Origin of the sequence: Caballeronia sp. S22, from assembly GCF_964261745.1 — a bacterium.
GTDB classification, from domain to species: domain Bacteria; phylum Pseudomonadota; class Gammaproteobacteria; order Burkholderiales; family Burkholderiaceae; genus Caballeronia; species Caballeronia jiangsuensis.
This window is the reverse complement of the sequence record NZ_OZ180038.1, coordinates 502,481-518,899: the sequence shown is the minus strand read 5'-3', so window position 1 is coordinate 518,899 and position 16,419 is coordinate 502,481. Positions and strand designations below refer to the sequence as shown.

The following is a 16,419-nucleotide window of genomic DNA, read 5'->3' as shown; positions in this document are numbered from 1 at the left end:
GGAGAATGGGTGGCAGTGGGTAATGCTCGACGGCACATGAAAGAGGCACCGGCAATGGCTGTGGCTGTAATGACAAACGATGCCGCGACGCGCGGCAGGAATCGCGGGCGCGCAATGCGGCGGATGGCGTCGCTGGCATGCGCGGCGGCCGTGCTCGCGCTGACGGGATGCGGCAGCGCGCCGCCGAAAGACCCGCTCGCCGACGTCACCTGGAGTTACGCGACCGACGCGGTGATGTTCGAGATCACCGCCGATCCGGGCCTCAACCAGTACGACGGCCAGTCGCACACGCTCTTGCTGGGCGTCTACGAGACCGGCGATGCGCAGGCGTTCCGCAATCTCTCCGCCGACCCGAACGCGCTCGCCGAAACCATGGCGACGGGCAAGGTGCCGCAGACCTTCTCGCAGTTCTCGCGCTATGTGGTCGCGCCGGGCCAGCATTCGTATCTGATTCTCGACCGCGCGCAGAGCACGCGCTCGATCGGCCTCGTTGCGGGCTACGCGCAGTTCGGCGTGACCAACGCGGCGCGCCAGTTCGACGTTCCCGTTGTCACGAAGACCTCGGGCTTCATCTTCCGCACGCATACCAAGCTGCCGGGGCCGCTCGTCGTGCGCCTCAATCTCGGCGCGCAAGGCATTCTCAACGCCGAAGTGCAGCCCGGCGGCCCGGATGCCGCGACGCTTCAGCGCGCGCAGCAGCTCGAAGGCGGCGGCAAGGAAATCCGTTTGAGCGACAAACCGGCGGGCCAGGACGGCTCCGGCGCCACGACCGGCGTCGTGGGCGCGGCGAGTTCGCAGGACACGCCCTTGCGCAAGCTCAGCAACTAGACATCGAACCCATCGCATGGACCATAACAAGGGCATCTACTGGCATCAGGGCATGTTCATGCAGCCCCAGCACTTTCAGCTGGCGTCGCTGCACGAGCAGTTCCGCAACAAGCCGGTCGTCGAGACGGGTCTGCCGCATTTCTGGGGCGCGGGCGCGCTCGATATCGCGACGGGCGCTATCGCGAGCCAGACCATCGAAGTGCGGGCGGCCAGGCTGATCTTTCCGGATCGCACGTATGTCGAGTTTCCCGGCAACGCGGTGCTCGCGCCGCGTTCGTTCGACGCGAGCACGATCGGCGAGGGACGCGCGCTGACGGTCTATCTCGGCGTGCGCAAGTTCGCCGCCGAAGGCAACAACGTGACGATGTGCGCATCGCCCGATGACGCCGCCGCCGCGCCGACCCGCTATGCGAGCCTCGAACGCCCCGCCGACGTGCCCGACCTGCATTCGAACGGACCGGCCGCGCCGGTGCATACGCTGCTGCACGTGCTGAAGGTGTTCTTCGAGGGCGAGACCGCCAATCTCGGCCAGTACGACCTGATTCCGATCGCGCAGCTCGCACGCATCGGCGATACGGTGACGCTGTCGGAGCGCTTCATCCCGCCCGCCTACGCGCTTGCCGGCTCCGACGCGCTGCTGCGCATCGTGCGCGAGATTCGCGACGATGTCGTCGGCCGCGCGCATCATCTTCAGGAATTCAAGAATCCGCGCGAGTTGCAGAAAGCCGAGTTCGATCCCGGCTACATGATGCTGCTGCTCGCGATGCGCACGCTGTCGCGCGCCGCGCCGAACCTCGTGCATCTGACGCAGACGCCGACGCTGCATCCGTGGCATCTGTACGGCGAGCTGCGCAATCTCGTCGGCGAGTTGAGCGCGTTTTCCGAGCGCTTCGACATGCTCGGCGAGGCGCAGGACGGCACGCCGGGCCTGCCCGCCTACGATCACGCCGATCTCTACAACTGCTTCTCGCGCGCGCAGGCGCTGATCGGCTTTCTGCTCGGCGAGATCGCGATCGGACCGGAGCATCTCGCGGTGCTCGACTATCGCGACGGCATGTTCGCGGGCGATTTGCCGCGCGCGTTCTTCGATCGGCGCAACCGCTTCTATCTCGTGCTGCGCACGGAGCAGGCGGCGGCGCAGGTCGTCGATGGCGCGCTCTACGATGCGCGTCTCGCCAATGCCGCCGATGTCACGCGGCTCGTCGCGCACGCGCTGCCGGGGCTGGAGCTGATCCATCTGCCGAACGCGCCGCAGGGCATGCCGCGGCGCGCGTCGTCGAACTACTTCCGGATCGAGCAGGTGAGCGAACTTTGGGACGCCGTCGAGCGCGACGAGAACATCGCGCTGCAATGGCCGGACGCGCCGCAGGATCTGCGCGCCGAAATCGTCGTGCTGCGGAGATAGCATGACGCTCGCCGATACCCTCATTCCCCTTTTCGCGCAGGTCCGCGCGTTCTCGCGCTCGCCGATCGGCGATGCCGCGAGCCTGACCGCGCAACTCGACGGCGCGATCGCGGCCGCGCGATTGCGCGCGCATGACGCGGGCTTCCCGCAGGCCGACATCGACGAGGCGCTGTTCGCCTTCAATGCGTGGGCCGACGAACTGCTGCTCACCACGCGCTGGGACGGCGCGGCGCAGTGGCAGCGTCATCTGCTGCAACGCCGTTACTCGAATGTGAGCAACGCAGGCGTGGTGTTCTACGAGCGCCTCGCGCAACTCACGCCTTCGCAGTTGGCGGTGCGCGAAGTGTTCTATCTGTGTCTCGCGCTCGGCTTCGGCGGGCGCTATGCGTACGACCGCAACCAGAAGACGCTCACCGATATCCGCCGCACCAATCTCGCGATGCTGCTGCCCGACGCCGAACAGCTCGGCGCATCGGCGCGCGCGTTCCTGTTTCCGGACGGCTATCACGTCGCGGGCGATGACGCCGCGGCGCGCAAGCTGCCCGCGCGCGCGCGTTTCGCCACGCGCCTCACGCGCGGCAAGGTGACCGCCGTCCTGTTACCGCTCTTCCTGCTGGCGCTGCTGTATGGCGTGTATCACACCGTCGTCGCGCAGTCCGTCGATACGCTTCTCGCGCAGATCCATCTATGAAAACGCTGGGCATCGCATTGCTGTGGCTGTTGACGCTGATCGTCGTGGCGCTGGTCGGCTGGGGCGTCGTCCTCTATTTCGGCTGGCCGCTGTGGGTCGCGCTCGCCATCTTCGTCGGCGTGTTCGCGCTGTACTTCTTCATCGCGTTCGCGCGCCGCATGATCGTGATGATGCGTTCGCGCAGCCGGCTCGCGGCTCAGAGCGCCGCCATCCATGTCGAAGCGCCGGCCGCGTCGCCGGAAACGCTCTTGCGGCGCAAGTGGAAGACGGCCGTCGCCACGCTGCGTCAGTCGAATTTGCGCAGCAAGGGCGATCCGCTCTATGCGCTGCCGTGGTTCATGGTCGTGGGGCAATCGGGCACCGGCAAGACCACCGCGCTCACGCGCGCGCGGCTTTCGTCGCCGATCCAGAAGATCAGCCAGCAGGCGAACATCGGCCAGACGGCCAATTGCGACTGGTGGTATTTCGATCGCGCTGTCGTGATCGATTGCGCGGGCCGTTATGTGCAGGCGGAGGACGTCGAGCAGGATCGGCGCGAATGGGAAGTCGGTCTCGATCTGCTCGGACGCTACCGGCCGCGCGAAGGCCTCGACGGGCTCGTGCTCGCGGTCAGCGCGGACCGGCTGATGGCGCCCGACGCCGATACCTTCGCCGATGAAGGACGCATCGTGCGGGCGCGCATCGAGCAGTTGATACGCATGTTCGGCAAGCGCTTTCCGGTGTATGTGCTGGTCACCAAGTGCGACCGTCTCTACGGCTTCGAGGAATGGGCGAAGACGCTGCCCGCCGATGCCCTCGATCAGGCGATGGGCTATCTCGCGGAAGAGAGCGAGGCGGGCGTGGCGGGCGCATCGGGTGAAAGCGCGTTCGTCGCGCGGGCGTTCGATTCGATCGGCGCGCGGCTGCAGGCGCTGCGTCTCGCGCTGGTATCGCGCGAAGCGCAGGCGTCGCCCGAACTGCTGATGTTCCCGAACGAACTCGCGCAGTTGCGAAACGGCCTCACGATGTTCCTCGGCACCTGCCTCGCCGATAGCCCGTATCTCGAACGGCCGCTGTTGCGCGGCATCTTCTTCAGCAGCGGCCAGCAGGAAGGCGGCGCGATGTCGGCGCTGATGGGCTCGCTGTTGCCGGCGTCGCCGTCGCATGCGGGCGACACGGCGGGCGTGTTCCTGCACGACTTCTTCGGCCGCATCCTGCCGCAGGATCGCAACGCCGCGAAGCCGACCTTGCTCGTGCATCACTGGCGGCGCGTCACGCAGAGCGTGGGCGTCGTCGCGTGGGTGCTCTTGCTCGCGATGTTCGGCATTCTGCTGTCGGTGTCCTTCGCCGGCAACAGGCAGACGCTTTCACTCGTGCAGAGCGCGCGGCCCGACAAGGTTTCGCTCAATGGCAACCTGTTCCACGACGCCGCCGCGCTCACCTATTCCAACGACGTGCTGACGCAAGTTGCGCAGAACGACCGGCGCTGGATGTCGGGCCTGCTCGGCAACGGCGCGGGGCTCGCCGCGCTCGAAGCGCGTCTGCACGACGTGTTCGTGCAGCAATATCGGCAGGCGATCCAGCCCGCGGCCGACCAGAGCCAGCAGACCTCGCTTGCGTCATCGGGAGGCCAGGCGGGGCAGCCGGTCGAAGCGGCGCGGCAGGTGCTGAATCTGGCGCGCTCGATCGCGCTGTTGCGCGCGCGGCTCGACGGCGCGGATCGCGCGACGCTCGAAGCGATGCCGCAGCCGGTCGCCTCGCCGCTCTATCCGGCGCAACTGAAGGCGCAGCTCAATCCGCTCACGATCTCGTATCTCGTCTGGTCGCCGAAGGATGCGGGCTATCTGCGCGATCGGCTGAAGGACCAACGCGCGCTGCTCGATCAGGCCATCGCCGCCGATCCGCAGATGTCCTGGCTCGTCGGTCTCGTGCCGGACGGCGGCGATGTCGCGTCCGTGCGTGCCGCCGATTTCTGGGGCGGCAGCGCGCAATCCGCGACCACGAGCATGCAAACGGCGAACGGCAGCGTGATGGGTGCCAGCGCGGGTGCGAGCGCCACGAACATGACCGGCGCGACCGTGCCCGCCGTGTACACCGTCGCGGGCCGCAAATCGCTCGACGATCTCGCGAAGCAGATTCGCGCGGCGCTCGTCGATCCCGCGCAATTCGACCGGCAGCGCGCGGCGTTCGACGACTGGTATCGCACCCAGCGCGTGATGGCATGGCAGAACTTCGTCGAGGCATTCACGAGCAACGCGACGCCGTATTCCGGCGAAGCGGGCTGGCGCTCCGCGCTCGGCATCGTGAGCGGTCCGGCGAGTCCGTACTTCCGCCTCGTCGCGCGTCTCAACGAGGAATTCGACGGCGAGCGCGCCGATGCGCCGCTGCCCGGCTGGATCGTCCTCGCGCGGCAATTCCAGCAGTTGCGCGAACAGGCGACCCGCACGGGCGCGGCGAATCAGGCGGTCAGGATGGCGGGCGCGATCAACGCGGTCGGGGCATCGGCGATCAATGACGTGCTCGCGGGCGCGCCGCAACGCGGCAGCCAGGCGGTTGCCAACAACCTCGGCGCGGTCGATGCGCTGACGCAGTATCTGTCGGGACTGAACAAGCTCGCGATCGACAGCAGCGCGGGCAGCGGCAAGAGCTATCAGCTCGCGGCGGACTTCGCTCAACTGGCGACGAGCGCACAGCCGCAGCCGTCCGAGATGATGAACGCGCTGCAGCCGCTCACGCAGTTGCGCACGCTCATCGGCACCGGCGATGGCTCAGACATGCTGACGTGGCGTCTGATCCGCGGTCCGTTCGATTTTCTCGCGGCGTATATCGAGCAGCAGGCGTCGTGCGAATTGCAGCGCGGCTGGGAATCGGGCGTGGTGTTTCCGTTGCAGGGCGCGACCGACAAGAGCGCCGCGATCGATCAGCTCTTCGGCGCGAAGGGCGCGGTCTGGGCGTTCGCGGACGGCGCGGCCAAGCCGTTTCTGACGCGCAATGCGAGCCGCTACGGCATCGTCGAGACGCAGGGTTTCAGCGTGCCGTTCACGTCGGGCTTCGTGCCGATGCTCAATGGCGCGTTCGGACGTCAGCTCGCGCAACAGCAATCCGCCGCGCGCAGCGCTGCCGACAAGCAGGCGCAGCAGCTTCAGGCGCAGAAGGCGCAACTGGACGCGCAACAGGCGCTCGATCAGCTCGACCGCACGCTCGCGACGGCGAAGCAGCAGGCCGATGCGGCCCGCGCGCTGTCGGTGCCGCTCACGCTCACGGCGCAGCCGACCAACGTCAACGCCGATGCGCAGGCGAAGCCCTACGCGACGATTCTCACCGTGCAATGCGCGGCGGGCGTGCAGACGCTGAACAACTACAACTTTCCGGTCAGCACGAGCTTTGCGTGGACGGCGGGACAATGCGGCGATGCGCGTCTGCAGATCAAGATCGGCAATCTGACCTTGAATCGCAACTATGCGGGGCCGCTGGGCGTCGCGGCGTTCCTGAAGGATTTCGCGGATGGCCAGCGTCAGTTCACGCCCGCCGATTTTCCGGCGAGCGAGTCGGCGCTCAAAGCGCTCAACGTGCAGTCGTTGACGGTGAGCTTCTCGGTGACGGGCGGCGATCAGGTGACCGATGCCGCGCACAGGATCGAGCTCTACGAGACCTTGCAGAAGACCACGGCGCAACAGAAGCAGCAGATCCAGGACGCGCAGACGCAGCGCCAGCAGATGAACATCGTCGATCAGCTCGCGGTGATGAGTCCCGGCATGCCGCCGCTGCCGGCCATCGTGCCGACGGTGGCGAGCACGCCGGTGACGCTGGCCGAACTGGGCTTGCCGGCGACGATCGGCGCGTGCTGGCGCGGTCAGACGCCGTCGATGATGATGACGGGGCTTTGAGGGCGGCGCGCGGGGCGGATCACGTAATCAACCGCACCGCGATAGCCACATCCAGCGGTGCGATACGCGCGAGCAGCGCCGCCGTCTCCGCTTCGTTCTGATCGTTGCGGCTCAGGATCGCGAAGGCGGCGCGCAATGCGTCGGCGGTGAGTTCCGGATCCCACGACGCGACGCCGTATCGATCCACTTCCGCCACGAGCGCGCGCGCGAATGCATCGAGGCGCGCGCCCGGGCGATGCTCCAGCAGCAGATCGCACAAGACCGTGCGCAGACGCAGGCGCGTGCCGACCGCGGCGGTTTTGTCGATGGCGTCCTGCAGACATTGCGCGGCGGCGCCGAGATCATTGTCCGCGGCGAGCGCACGCGCACGCGAGAGCACCGCGACGAGCGGATCCGGCGCGGCGGCCGCGCCCGCATCGCCACCCGACGACGCCAGCGAGCCGAGCCATTGCACCGTGTCGGCGTTCGCGAACGGCACGCCGTTGGCGAATTTCAGACGCTCGATGCCTTCCATCCGCGAGACGAATTTTGCAGTCTCGTTGCAGACTTCGCGGCGCGCGGCACTCCACGCATCGCCGAGCTGGGCGAGGGCCATCGCGGCGGCATGGTTCAGATCGAGCCAGAACGGATACGTCAGCACCTGCGTTTCGGCAAAACCGACGATATCCATGTGCGCCGCACGCGACTGCAAATTGCGCAAGGCATCCTGCAACGGTGCGATCGGGCCGGGAAGCCGCGTCTCCGAGCCCTGGGCGTTCGGCGCGTGCTCGACGCCGGCCCACACGCCCACGCGCCGCAACCTGAAGCCGAGCGCGCTCGACGGCTCGTTCTGCGCGTACCAGTTGCCGATGGCCGCGAGCCGCTCGAGCGTTTCGTCGGTGGCGTGGACGGCGCTGTCGGATGAATCGACGGCGAGCGGCGCGAGCGGATCGGCCTGGATCGCGGGCGCGGCGGCGGGCGCTGGCCGGGGCGCAGGAGCAGGAGCAGAAGCCGCAACGACAGGCTCCGGCTCGACCACAGGCTCGACGACAGCCACAGGCTCCGGCTCAGCAACCTGCACGGTGCCGAGCAGCGCCCGCAGCGGCTGCATCGAAGGCGCGTCGGCGTCCTTGTCGGCGAGCACGCTGTCGATGCCCGCGAGCGCCGCGCGCAGAGCATCGACGAGCGCGGCATCCTGCGGCGGCCAGGTCGACCAGTCATGCTCCTCGCCATGCGCGCGTACGCGGTCGATCAGCCATTGAATCGCGTTGCGCCGCGCGCGCAGCCGCGCGACCGGCGGATAGAGCTGCTCCCAATGCGTGGCGAGCAGTGCTTCGAGCATCTGCGCGCCGTCGTTCAGTCCGGGCAAGCCGCGCGTGATCAGGAGCGCGCCCGTCAGATAGCTCGCGACGAGAATGTCCTTGCCCTTGCCCGCCAGCAGCGCCGACGACAACTTCACCACCTGTTCCCAGTCCGGCGCGCCGCTCGCGGCCGGATTGGTCAGTTTCGCGATTTCGTTTTGCAGCAGATCGAAGTCGGGATCGTCGCGCACGTCGACGCCGCAGGGCTGCGCGTCGCTGATGGGTTGCAAGCCAAGGCTCTTGAAGTCGGTCACGGCGTTCTTTGCAGGCTGATGAGATTGAAGGGACGCGCTCAGGTCCACAGATGTTCGATATCGGTATCGAAGATATAGCCCGCGCCGCGCTCGGTGCGCAACAGCGCCGGCTTCTTCGGATCGGTCTCGATCTTGCGCCGCAGCCGCAGAATCTGCACGTCGATGGCGCGATCATAGATGTCATCGAAGGCGCGCGTGCTTTCGAGCAGCTTTTCGCGCGTGATGATGCGGCCCGGCGCGTTCAGAAACGTGACCAGCAGATTGAACTCGGAATTGGTGAGCGGCACCGTCGATTGATCCGAGGCGCTCAGGCGGCGCGTGTTCAGATTCAGCGTCCATCCCGCGAAGCGATACGCGTTCGGCAGCTTGCCGCGCGTGAGCGGCGCGGCGGTCGTCGCGCCCGCGCGACGCATCACCGCGCGCATGCGTGCGAGCACTTCGCGCAGCGAAAACGGCTTCACGATGTAGTCGTCCGCGCCGAGTTCGAGTCCCATCACGAGATCGGCTTCGTCCTTGCGGCCCGTGATGTACATGATCGGCACCTGCCCCTGCGTTTGCATCTGCTCGCGCCAGCGGCGCGCGAGGTCGGTGCCGTCGCCATCGGGCAGGCCGAGATCGAGCAGCACGAGGTCGTAGCGCTTCGCGGCGTACATGCCGATCGCCTCCTGCGCGCTCGCGGCGCCGTCGGCCTTGTAGCCGTGTCCGGAGAGATATTCGATCAGCAGGATACGCATCGAATGATCGTCGTCGACGACGAGGATGCTGTGTTGCGGCTGCAGAGTCATGAGAAGTCCTTCAGGGCTGATGCGGCGGCGCGTGCGAGCGAGTCGCGGTCGATGGGCCGGCTCAGGACGACGACACGCGCGGCGAATGCTATGTCGTTCGCGGGCAGGCTGTCGGCGGCGGCGATCACGAGCGCGAGGTCGTCGTCGGCGTGGGCGGATGCGTCGAACGCTTCCTGTGCGTCGGCGTAACCGATCGGCTCGAAGCCCATTTCGGCGAGCCAGTCCTCGCAGCGTTCGCGCGAGCCGGGATCGGCGTCGATCAGCATGACGCGTTCGCCATTGCCGAGCGGTTCGGGGGTTTCGTGACGTTCGTGCGGGGACGAGGGCACGGGCGCTTTCGTCAACAGCGGCAGCACGAGCCGAAAGCGCGTGCCGTCCGGTCCCGTCGCGATGGCGACGCCGCCCTGATGCTCGCACGCGACGCCCGCGACGATCGCGAGGCCGAGGCCCGAGCCGCCGCCTTTCGCGCGCACCGAAAAGAACGGTTCGAAGAGATGCTGGAGATGTTCGGCGGGAATGCCGGGGCCGTCGTCTGCGACGTCCACCCATGCGATCGCGCCCGGCGGCGCATCGCCGATGGCGAGCGGCTCGTCCATCGCGAGCGCGCTGCCTACGCGCAGCACCACGCGCGAGCGCGCCGCGAGGCTGGCGTTGCTCGCGAGGTTCAGCACGGCGCGCACGAGCTGGCCGCCGTGCGCCGCGACGAACAGGCGCGAATCGGCGCCCTCGAACTCGATGACGACACCGTTGCGGCACAGCGGCCGCGCAAGCGTGACGCTTTCACGCACGATCGTCATCAGATCGAGCGATTCGCGCACGCGATCCCCGCGCCGCGCCGCCAGCAGGATTTCCTCGGTGAGTTCGTAGCCGCGTGCCGATGCGGCCTGCACCTCGCGCAGCGGCTTGCGCGCAGCGGAGTCGTGCGCGAGACGGTCGCGGGCGATTTCCGCGTATCCGTCGACGGCCGCGAGGATGTTCTTGAAGTCGTGCGCGACGCCGCCCGCGAGCAGCCCGAGCGATTCCATCCGTCGTCCGCGCTCCAGCCGAAGCGCAAGCTGCCTGCGTTCGCGCACGGTGACGGCCACGAAGAACGTGAGGATCGCGAGCCCGGCCATGTCGATCTGCAGATTCCACGCGCTTTCGGCGTTCTCGTAGTGATACGGGCCGAGCTTCATCAGCGTCAGGCCGACGCCGAGCACCGCGGCCGTGCCGAGCGTCGTCGCGGCGGCGGCCAGTCCGCCGTAGAGGGCGGTGCCGGCGAGCAGCAGCGAAACGACCGCGCGCTGCACCTGTTCCGACACATGCAGCGCCGCCGCGCCGAGCAGCAACGCGACGACCGCGACGCTGCACGCGAACGCGAAGAGCGGTTCGGCATGACGCGCGTTGCCCGTGTCCGCCGGCGAGCGCGCGCGCCACGCGAGCACCGCCGGCACGAGCACCAGCACCGCGACGCCGTTGCCGACGAAGAGCGTGCGCCATTCGCGCCACCAGCCGTCGTGACCGAGGTCGCTGGCGAGCGTCGCGCCGAGCATCGACGTGACGCCGATGCCCGCGAGCGGAAGCAGCAGCAGGAAGCGCATCAGGCTCGTGGTGGTGACGATCGTGCCGCCGGTATCGACATAACGCCGGCCGAGCCACGCGCACAGCGCCACTTCGAGCACGTTCAGCACGCAGAAGCCGAGATCGCTGCGCCATGACGTGCTGCTGAAATCGCCCGTCGCAGCGATCGCGATGAACACCGCGAGCAGATGGATGGGCCAGCGTCGCGGAGTCATCGGCCAGAGTATCGCGATGGCGATGGCCGGCGCGGGCCACGCGATCGCGGCGAGCGTGCCCGCGCTTTCCAGATGCGCGACGGGCCGCGCGAGCAGATAGCAGAGTATGCCGAGCACGACGGGATCGGCGAACGTGCGCAGCGTGCTCGTCGACGGAGCGGGAGCCGGTGTCGGACGAGGCATGTGCGGATCGCGCCCGCTGGTTCCGCGAAAGAGATTCGCTAGAAAGTTCTGCCGGATGGAGAGTGACATGAGCAGTGAACGAGCGGGCAGGGGCGATGTTTTACGTCGATGCAGGCTTCATCGAATGACGATTCCTCCGTGATTATTTCGGCAGAAACACGGGGAACTTGAATGGGTAGTTGCCGCGTCGGCAACGCTTGCAATTCACCCGACCGTCGGATAAGGTCACCAGCGCCTTCGGTCAGGACCGCCTGGGCGAGTCCGAAAACAGCGCCGCATCGCGTGAGCGAAATCCTCACGCCGATGCATGAAAGCGGCACATGCGTTCGAACGAGTCGTCACCCTCGATGGAAAAAAACGCGATGAACGATTCGACCCGCCCGCCGGCGACCGCGATCACGACGAACATCACGTTGCGCGCGGGCATGGAAGAGCCGTTCGCCGCCTGGCAATCCCGTTTCACGCATACGGCCACGCAGGCAGCGGGATTTCTCGCGCTCGACATCGCGCCTGCCTTCGCGGGTTCATACGACTGGCGGATCATCCAGCGATTCCGCTCGCCCGAGGCGCTCGAAGCGTGGCGCACGTCCGTGCTGCGCGCGCATCTGTTTGCCGAGCTCGCACCGATGCGCGATCCCGCAGCCGCCGCATTCGACGACGAAACCGTGCACTCGCTCGATCCGCTCTCCTGCGTCACGGAAGTCATCATGACCGTCGTGGAACCGGGCAAGGAAGGGGTTTTTCGGGCGTGGGCGGAAACCATCCAGGCGAACCAGTCGACCTTCCCCGGCTACATGGGAACGCTGGTTCAGGCGCCGGTATCGGACGAGATGCAGTACTGGACGACGCTCGTGCGCTTCTCCACGCCCGCGCAACTCGATGCGTGGCTCGGCTGTCCCGCCCGCAAGCAGTTGCTCGAACAGGTCGAACCGCATATTGCCAAGTGGAAAAGCTACCGGATGGCAAGCCCTTTCGCTGGCTGGTTTCCGGAGACGGGCAAGCGGTCGCCGGCGGCCTGGAAACAGTCGGCGCTCGTGCTGCTCGTGCTGTTTCCGGTCGTGATGCTCGAACTCAAGTTCCTGAGCCCGCTGCTCGCGGGGCGGCATGTGGCGATCGCCACGTTCATCGCCAATGCGATCAGCGTGTCGCTCGTGTCGTGGCCGCTCATGAAGATCGCAGTCCTTTGCATGGGCTGGTGGCTGCGCCCGTCGCCTGCGCGGCGCTGGCGTCGCGAAGCGCTCGGCGCCTGCACCATGCTCGCGCTCTATATCATCGAACTGGCGATATTCATGCTCGTGTTCTGAAGCGTACTGATACGCGGGCGTCTACTGCTGCTGACGTTTGATGTATATGCGTCGGTAGACGATCGTCCAGACCGTCAGTCCGCCATACACGACGTACCGGACCCAGGTGGAGAGCCGGCCCGCGTCCGGCTCGGTCAGCGCGAGCGTGATCCACAGACGGGCCAGATTCTCCCCGACGAGCCCGATGCCCCACACGACGGTCATCAGCCGGATGGATCTGGCGAGCGCCGGGCGCGATTGCCATCGCGCGTCGAATTCCGCCTCGCCGCCCTGCTTTTCGCGCGACATCGTCGAGCGCGCGAGATAGAACACGAGCGGCCGCTCCAGAAAGAGCGAAAGCAGAAACAGCACGCCGATGATCCCGCTCACGGCGGGGTCGCGCGCTTCGCCCATCCAGCGCGACGCGCCGGACAGCAGCACCATCAGCGACATGGCGACGCCCGCCAGCACCAAAGCGCTCAGCGCATCGAAGTGCCGGTAGCGCACGACGTCGATGATCATCCACACGACGAGCGGCACAGCCGAGGCGATGAGCGCGTCCACCACGCCGTAACGGCCGATCGTGATCCGGTAGGCGAGCGCCGGCAATGCCACGTTCACGACGAACGCGAGCGCGTAACGTGCGGACGGAATCATCATCGACATCTCCCGGTCATGCCGTTTCTTCCGACGGATCATCGATACGTCCCAGATCCGGGATCGTGTTGCGGTATCGGCGCGAACGACTATGCTTAGCGATGCATCTCTCCCGACGTTTTCGTGGCATTCCCAGCTCACGTCAAGAAGGAAACGATCATGTCCACGCAGGCTTTTGGCTACGATATTCTGCACAATCCCCGGCTCAATCAGGGTTCCGCATTTTCGCAGGAGGAGCGCCGGAAATACCGCCTGGAAGGATTGCTGCCGCCCGGCGTGACTTCGCTGGAGATTCAGATCGCGCGCACGCATGCGCAACTGTCGAATCTCGACAACGACCTGCAACGATACCTGTTCCTGTCCGACCTGCAGGCGCGCAACGAGACGCTCTTCTATGCGCTGCTCATGTCCGACCCGGCGGCTTTCATGCCAATCGTCTATACGCCGACGGTCGGCGAAGCGTGCCAGAAGTTCGATCATGTGTTCAGGGCGACGCGCGGTCTTTATGTTCCCATCGACGCGCGCGGCCGCGTGAAGGAATTGTTGCGCAACTGGCCGGAACAGGATGTCCGGTTCATCGTCGTGACGGACGGCGAGCGCATTCTCGGACTGGGCGATCTCGGCGTCGGCGGCATGGGCATTCCGATCGGCAAACTCGCGCTGTACACCGCCTGCGCGGGCGTGCCGCCATCGGTGTGCCTGCCCGTCACGCTGGATGTCGGCACGAACAACGCGTCCCTGCTCGACGATCCGCTCTATCTCGGCCTGCGGCACGAACGCGTGCGCGGCGACGACTACACCGCTTTCGTCGATGAATTCGTGGAGGCGGTGCAGGCGCTTTATCCGAAGTGCTGCATCCAGTGGGAAGACTTCGCCAACTTCAACGCGGTGCCTCTGCTCGCGCGCTTCAAGGACAAGGTGTGCACCTATAACGATGATATTCAGGGCACCGCCGCCGTGGCGCTCGCGGGCATTTACGGCGCGCTGCGCATCTCGAAGCAGAAGCTGACCGACCAGCGCTTCCTGTTTCTCGGCGGAGGATCGGCGGCGACGGGTATCGCCGAACTGATCAGCGCGGCCATGGCGCTGGAGGGTCAGGATATCGACTCGGCCCGCAAGCGCAACAGTCTCTTCGACATCAACGGGCTGATGGTGCAGTCACGCACCGACCTCGCCGATTTTCAGAAGGTCTTCGCGATCGATCACGCGCCGATCGACAGCTTCGTCGATGCGGTCCGGACGCTGAAGCCGACGGGCATCATCGGCGTGAGCACGGTGCCGAAGCTCTTCAGTCAGGCGGTGATCGAAGCGATGAGCGAAATCAACGAGCGCCCGATCATCTTTCCCTATTCCAATCCGACATCGCGTTCCGAGTGCACGGCGGAAGAGGCGTACCGATGGTCCAACGGCCGCGCGATCTTCGCGAGCGGCAGCCCGTTCGAACCCGTGCAGATAGAAGGCCAGCAGTTCGTGCCGGGGCAGGGCAACAACGTCTATATCTTTCCCGCGATGGGCATGGCGGTCTTCGCCACGGAGGCCACGCGCGTGACGGAGGACATGTTCATCGTCGCGGCGAAGGCGGTGGCCGAGCAGGTCAGCGACGAGAGCCTCGACAAAGGCCTGATCTATCCGCCGCAAAGCCGCATCCTGGAGGCGTCGATGCACGTCGCGGCATCGGTGGCGGCGTACATCTTCGATCACGGCTTCGCGCGTGTCGAGCGGCCCGCCGATCTCGCCGCGCATATCAAGTCGGCCGCGTATGCGCCGGCTTACCGGCCGCTCTAGCCGGAGCGTGTGAATCAGCGATTCGGCAGCGCGGCTGTCGCGATCTCGCTCGCGCTGTCCAGTTGCTCGACATGCCAGCACTTGTCGATCAACGCGCGCGTCTGCTGCTGCGTGAGAATGCCGTCCGCCAGATCCGAGAACTTCGTTTCGAGCTGCTGATCGGTCATCGGAACCTGTGTGCTGCCGATCGCATGCTCGATGTATTTATGCAGCTTGCGTCCGTCCTTCAACGTGATGGTCATGTCGACCTGTTCCGGCTTGATGTTCGGATCGACGATCGCATTCACCTTGTCGCGCAGTTCGACGGTCTTCGGGTCGCGCACCTTGGCGTCGCTGAACTGCTTCTCGCCGGCGGCGCCGTCGATGATGGCGATCGCCACCGCGTGATAGATGCTGAATTTGCCTTCGAGCCCGATCTGCGGCGTCTTCTTGCCCGTCAACTCGATGACGAGCGGATGCACGCGAAGATCGATGCGCTCGATCTGATCCGCGCTCAGATGCTCCTGATTGCGTAGCTGGATCGCCGCATCGATCGACGGATGAATGACGATGCCGCACGCGAAGGGCTTGTACGTGTTCAGCGTCGATTCCCAGTGCGAGCCGAGCGCCTCCGTGATCTCGCGGTAGTCCTGTTTCGTGCTGATCGTGTTGGCCCAGCCGCGTTTCGCTTCGATCATGCCGTCCGAGCTCGTGTAGTTCTGGGCTGCGAGCAGCGCCGCGAAGATGCCGTTCGCGGCGGCGCGCCCCGGATTGAAGCTCTTGTTCATCGAACCGAAGGACTCGCGCAGGCCCACCGGCTGCGACGCGGCGAGACCGAGCGCCCACACCATCTGTTCGACGCTCAGTCCCATCAGTTTGCCCGTCGCGGCAGCGGAGCCGAACACGCCGCATGTGCCGGTGATATGCCAGCCGACATCGTAATGATTCGGATACACCGCGTTGCCGATGCGCAGTTCCGTTTCGACGCCCAGCACGAGCGCGTTGAGAAAGTCCTTTCCCGTGACCGGACGATATTGCGAGTACGCCAGAATCGCCGACGCGACCGGCCCCGCCGGATGAATGATGGTCTTCAGATGCGTGTCGTCGTAGTCGAAGATATGACTGCTCACGCCGTTGATGAACGCCGCGTTCATGATGTCGAAGCGCTCGGTGCGGCCCAGCAGATTCGCTTGCGGCGGCCCGGAGAACGGCGTGAGCGCGGCGACCGCGCGATTCACGGTTTCGTCGTGCGATCCGCCGACAGCGACGCCGACCCAGTTCATCAAGGTCCGCACGCCTTCCTTGCGCACCGGCGCGGGCAGATCCCGATAACCGGTTTTAACGATGAATTCCGCGAGGATGCGCGTGACTCTGGGTGGCCGCGCGTTCGCGCCGCCGCCGGATGCGGGCGAGGCGGCTGCGTTGCTCGCCTGCGCAAACGCAGAGTTGCCGGCCGCCGCCGACGCGAATGCGCCCGCGGCGCTCGTCACGAGAAAGCCACGGCGATCGATGATGGGCATGGGATATATCTCCTTGTGCGGGCAGTCCGCCGGAGCGGAAGATGTGATCCGCGAGCAAGTATCATTCC

At 66.3% G+C, this 16,419-nt stretch carries 11 protein-coding genes; 6 read left to right on the top strand and 5 right to left on the bottom strand.

What is annotated here, in order from left to right; genetic code table 11:
- Positions 1-54: 54 nt before the first annotated feature.
- Genes tssJ through ACEN42_RS29005 form a run of 4 tightly spaced genes read left to right on the top strand, consistent with a single transcriptional unit; the run spans position 55 to position 6,790 of the window.
- On the top strand, positions 55-828 hold the full coding sequence (gene tssJ, locus ACEN42_RS29020; RefSeq protein ID WP_371883913.1) for a type VI secretion system lipoprotein TssJ: 774 nt from the start codon (positions 55-57) through the stop codon (positions 826-828).
- A 16-nt stretch (positions 829-844) separates the two neighbouring features.
- The gene (tssK, locus tag ACEN42_RS29015) at positions 845-2,233 is read left to right on the top strand and encodes a type VI secretion system baseplate subunit TssK (RefSeq protein ID WP_371883912.1); all 1,389 of its coding nucleotides are present in this window, start codon (positions 845-847) and stop codon (positions 2,231-2,233) included.
- 1 nt (position 2,234) lies between these two features.
- Positions 2,235-2,924, top strand: a complete 690-nt coding sequence (locus ACEN42_RS29010; protein WP_371883911.1) for a DotU family type IV/VI secretion system protein — start codon at positions 2,235-2,237, stop codon at positions 2,922-2,924.
- Positions 2,921-6,790 (top strand): type VI secretion protein IcmF/TssM N-terminal domain-containing protein, encoded by a 3,870-nt coding sequence (locus ACEN42_RS29005; protein WP_371883910.1) that lies wholly within the window; start codon positions 2,921-2,923, stop codon positions 6,788-6,790. The genes ACEN42_RS29010 and ACEN42_RS29005 overlap by 4 nt, the downstream gene beginning before the upstream one ends.
- A gap of 19 nt (positions 6,791-6,809) precedes the next feature.
- Here ACEN42_RS29005 and tssA read toward each other — a convergent pair whose 3' ends face one another.
- Genes tssA through ACEN42_RS28990 form a run of 3 tightly spaced genes read right to left on the bottom strand, consistent with a single transcriptional unit; the run spans position 6,810 to position 11,127 of the window.
- Positions 6,810-8,384 (bottom strand): type VI secretion system protein TssA, encoded by a 1,575-nt coding sequence (gene tssA / locus ACEN42_RS29000; RefSeq protein WP_371883909.1) that lies wholly within the window; start codon positions 8,382-8,384, stop codon positions 6,810-6,812.
- A 38-nt stretch (positions 8,385-8,422) separates the two neighbouring features.
- Positions 8,423-9,169 carry a response regulator transcription factor gene (locus ACEN42_RS28995; RefSeq protein ID WP_187603971.1) on the bottom strand — a complete coding sequence of 249 codons (747 nt, stop codon included), beginning with the start codon at positions 9,167-9,169 and terminating at the stop codon, positions 8,423-8,425.
- Positions 9,166-11,127 carry an ATP-binding protein gene (locus ACEN42_RS28990; RefSeq protein ID WP_371883908.1) on the bottom strand — a complete coding sequence of 654 codons (1,962 nt, stop codon included), beginning with the start codon at positions 11,125-11,127 and terminating at the stop codon, positions 9,166-9,168. Before ACEN42_RS28990 ends, ACEN42_RS28995 begins: the two co-directional genes overlap by 4 nt.
- Positions 11,128-11,489: 362 nt before the next feature.
- On the opposite strand from ACEN42_RS28990, the gene ACEN42_RS28985 reads away from it, so the two are divergent.
- Positions 11,490-12,431, top strand: a complete 942-nt coding sequence (locus ACEN42_RS28985) for a hypothetical protein (protein WP_371883907.1) — start codon at positions 11,490-11,492, stop codon at positions 12,429-12,431.
- Between the two features lie 21 nt (positions 12,432-12,452).
- Here the strand turns inward: ACEN42_RS28985 and ACEN42_RS28980 are convergent, their stop codons facing one another.
- Positions 12,453-13,070: a VC0807 family protein gene (locus ACEN42_RS28980; protein WP_371883906.1), complete on the bottom strand. Its 618-nt coding sequence runs from the start codon at positions 13,068-13,070 to the stop codon at positions 12,453-12,455.
- Between the two features lie 156 nt (positions 13,071-13,226).
- On the opposite strand from ACEN42_RS28980, the gene ACEN42_RS28975 reads away from it, so the two are divergent.
- Positions 13,227-14,852, top strand: a complete 1,626-nt coding sequence (locus tag ACEN42_RS28975; RefSeq protein WP_371883905.1) for an NAD-dependent malic enzyme — start codon at positions 13,227-13,229, stop codon at positions 14,850-14,852.
- A 14-nt stretch (positions 14,853-14,866) separates the two neighbouring features.
- On the opposite strand, the gene ACEN42_RS28970 is transcribed toward ACEN42_RS28975, so the two are convergent.
- Positions 14,867-16,351 carry an MmgE/PrpD family protein gene (locus ACEN42_RS28970; RefSeq protein ID WP_371883904.1) on the bottom strand — a complete coding sequence of 495 codons (1,485 nt, stop codon included), beginning with the start codon at positions 16,349-16,351 and terminating at the stop codon, positions 14,867-14,869.
- Positions 16,352-16,419 lie beyond the last annotated feature (68 nt).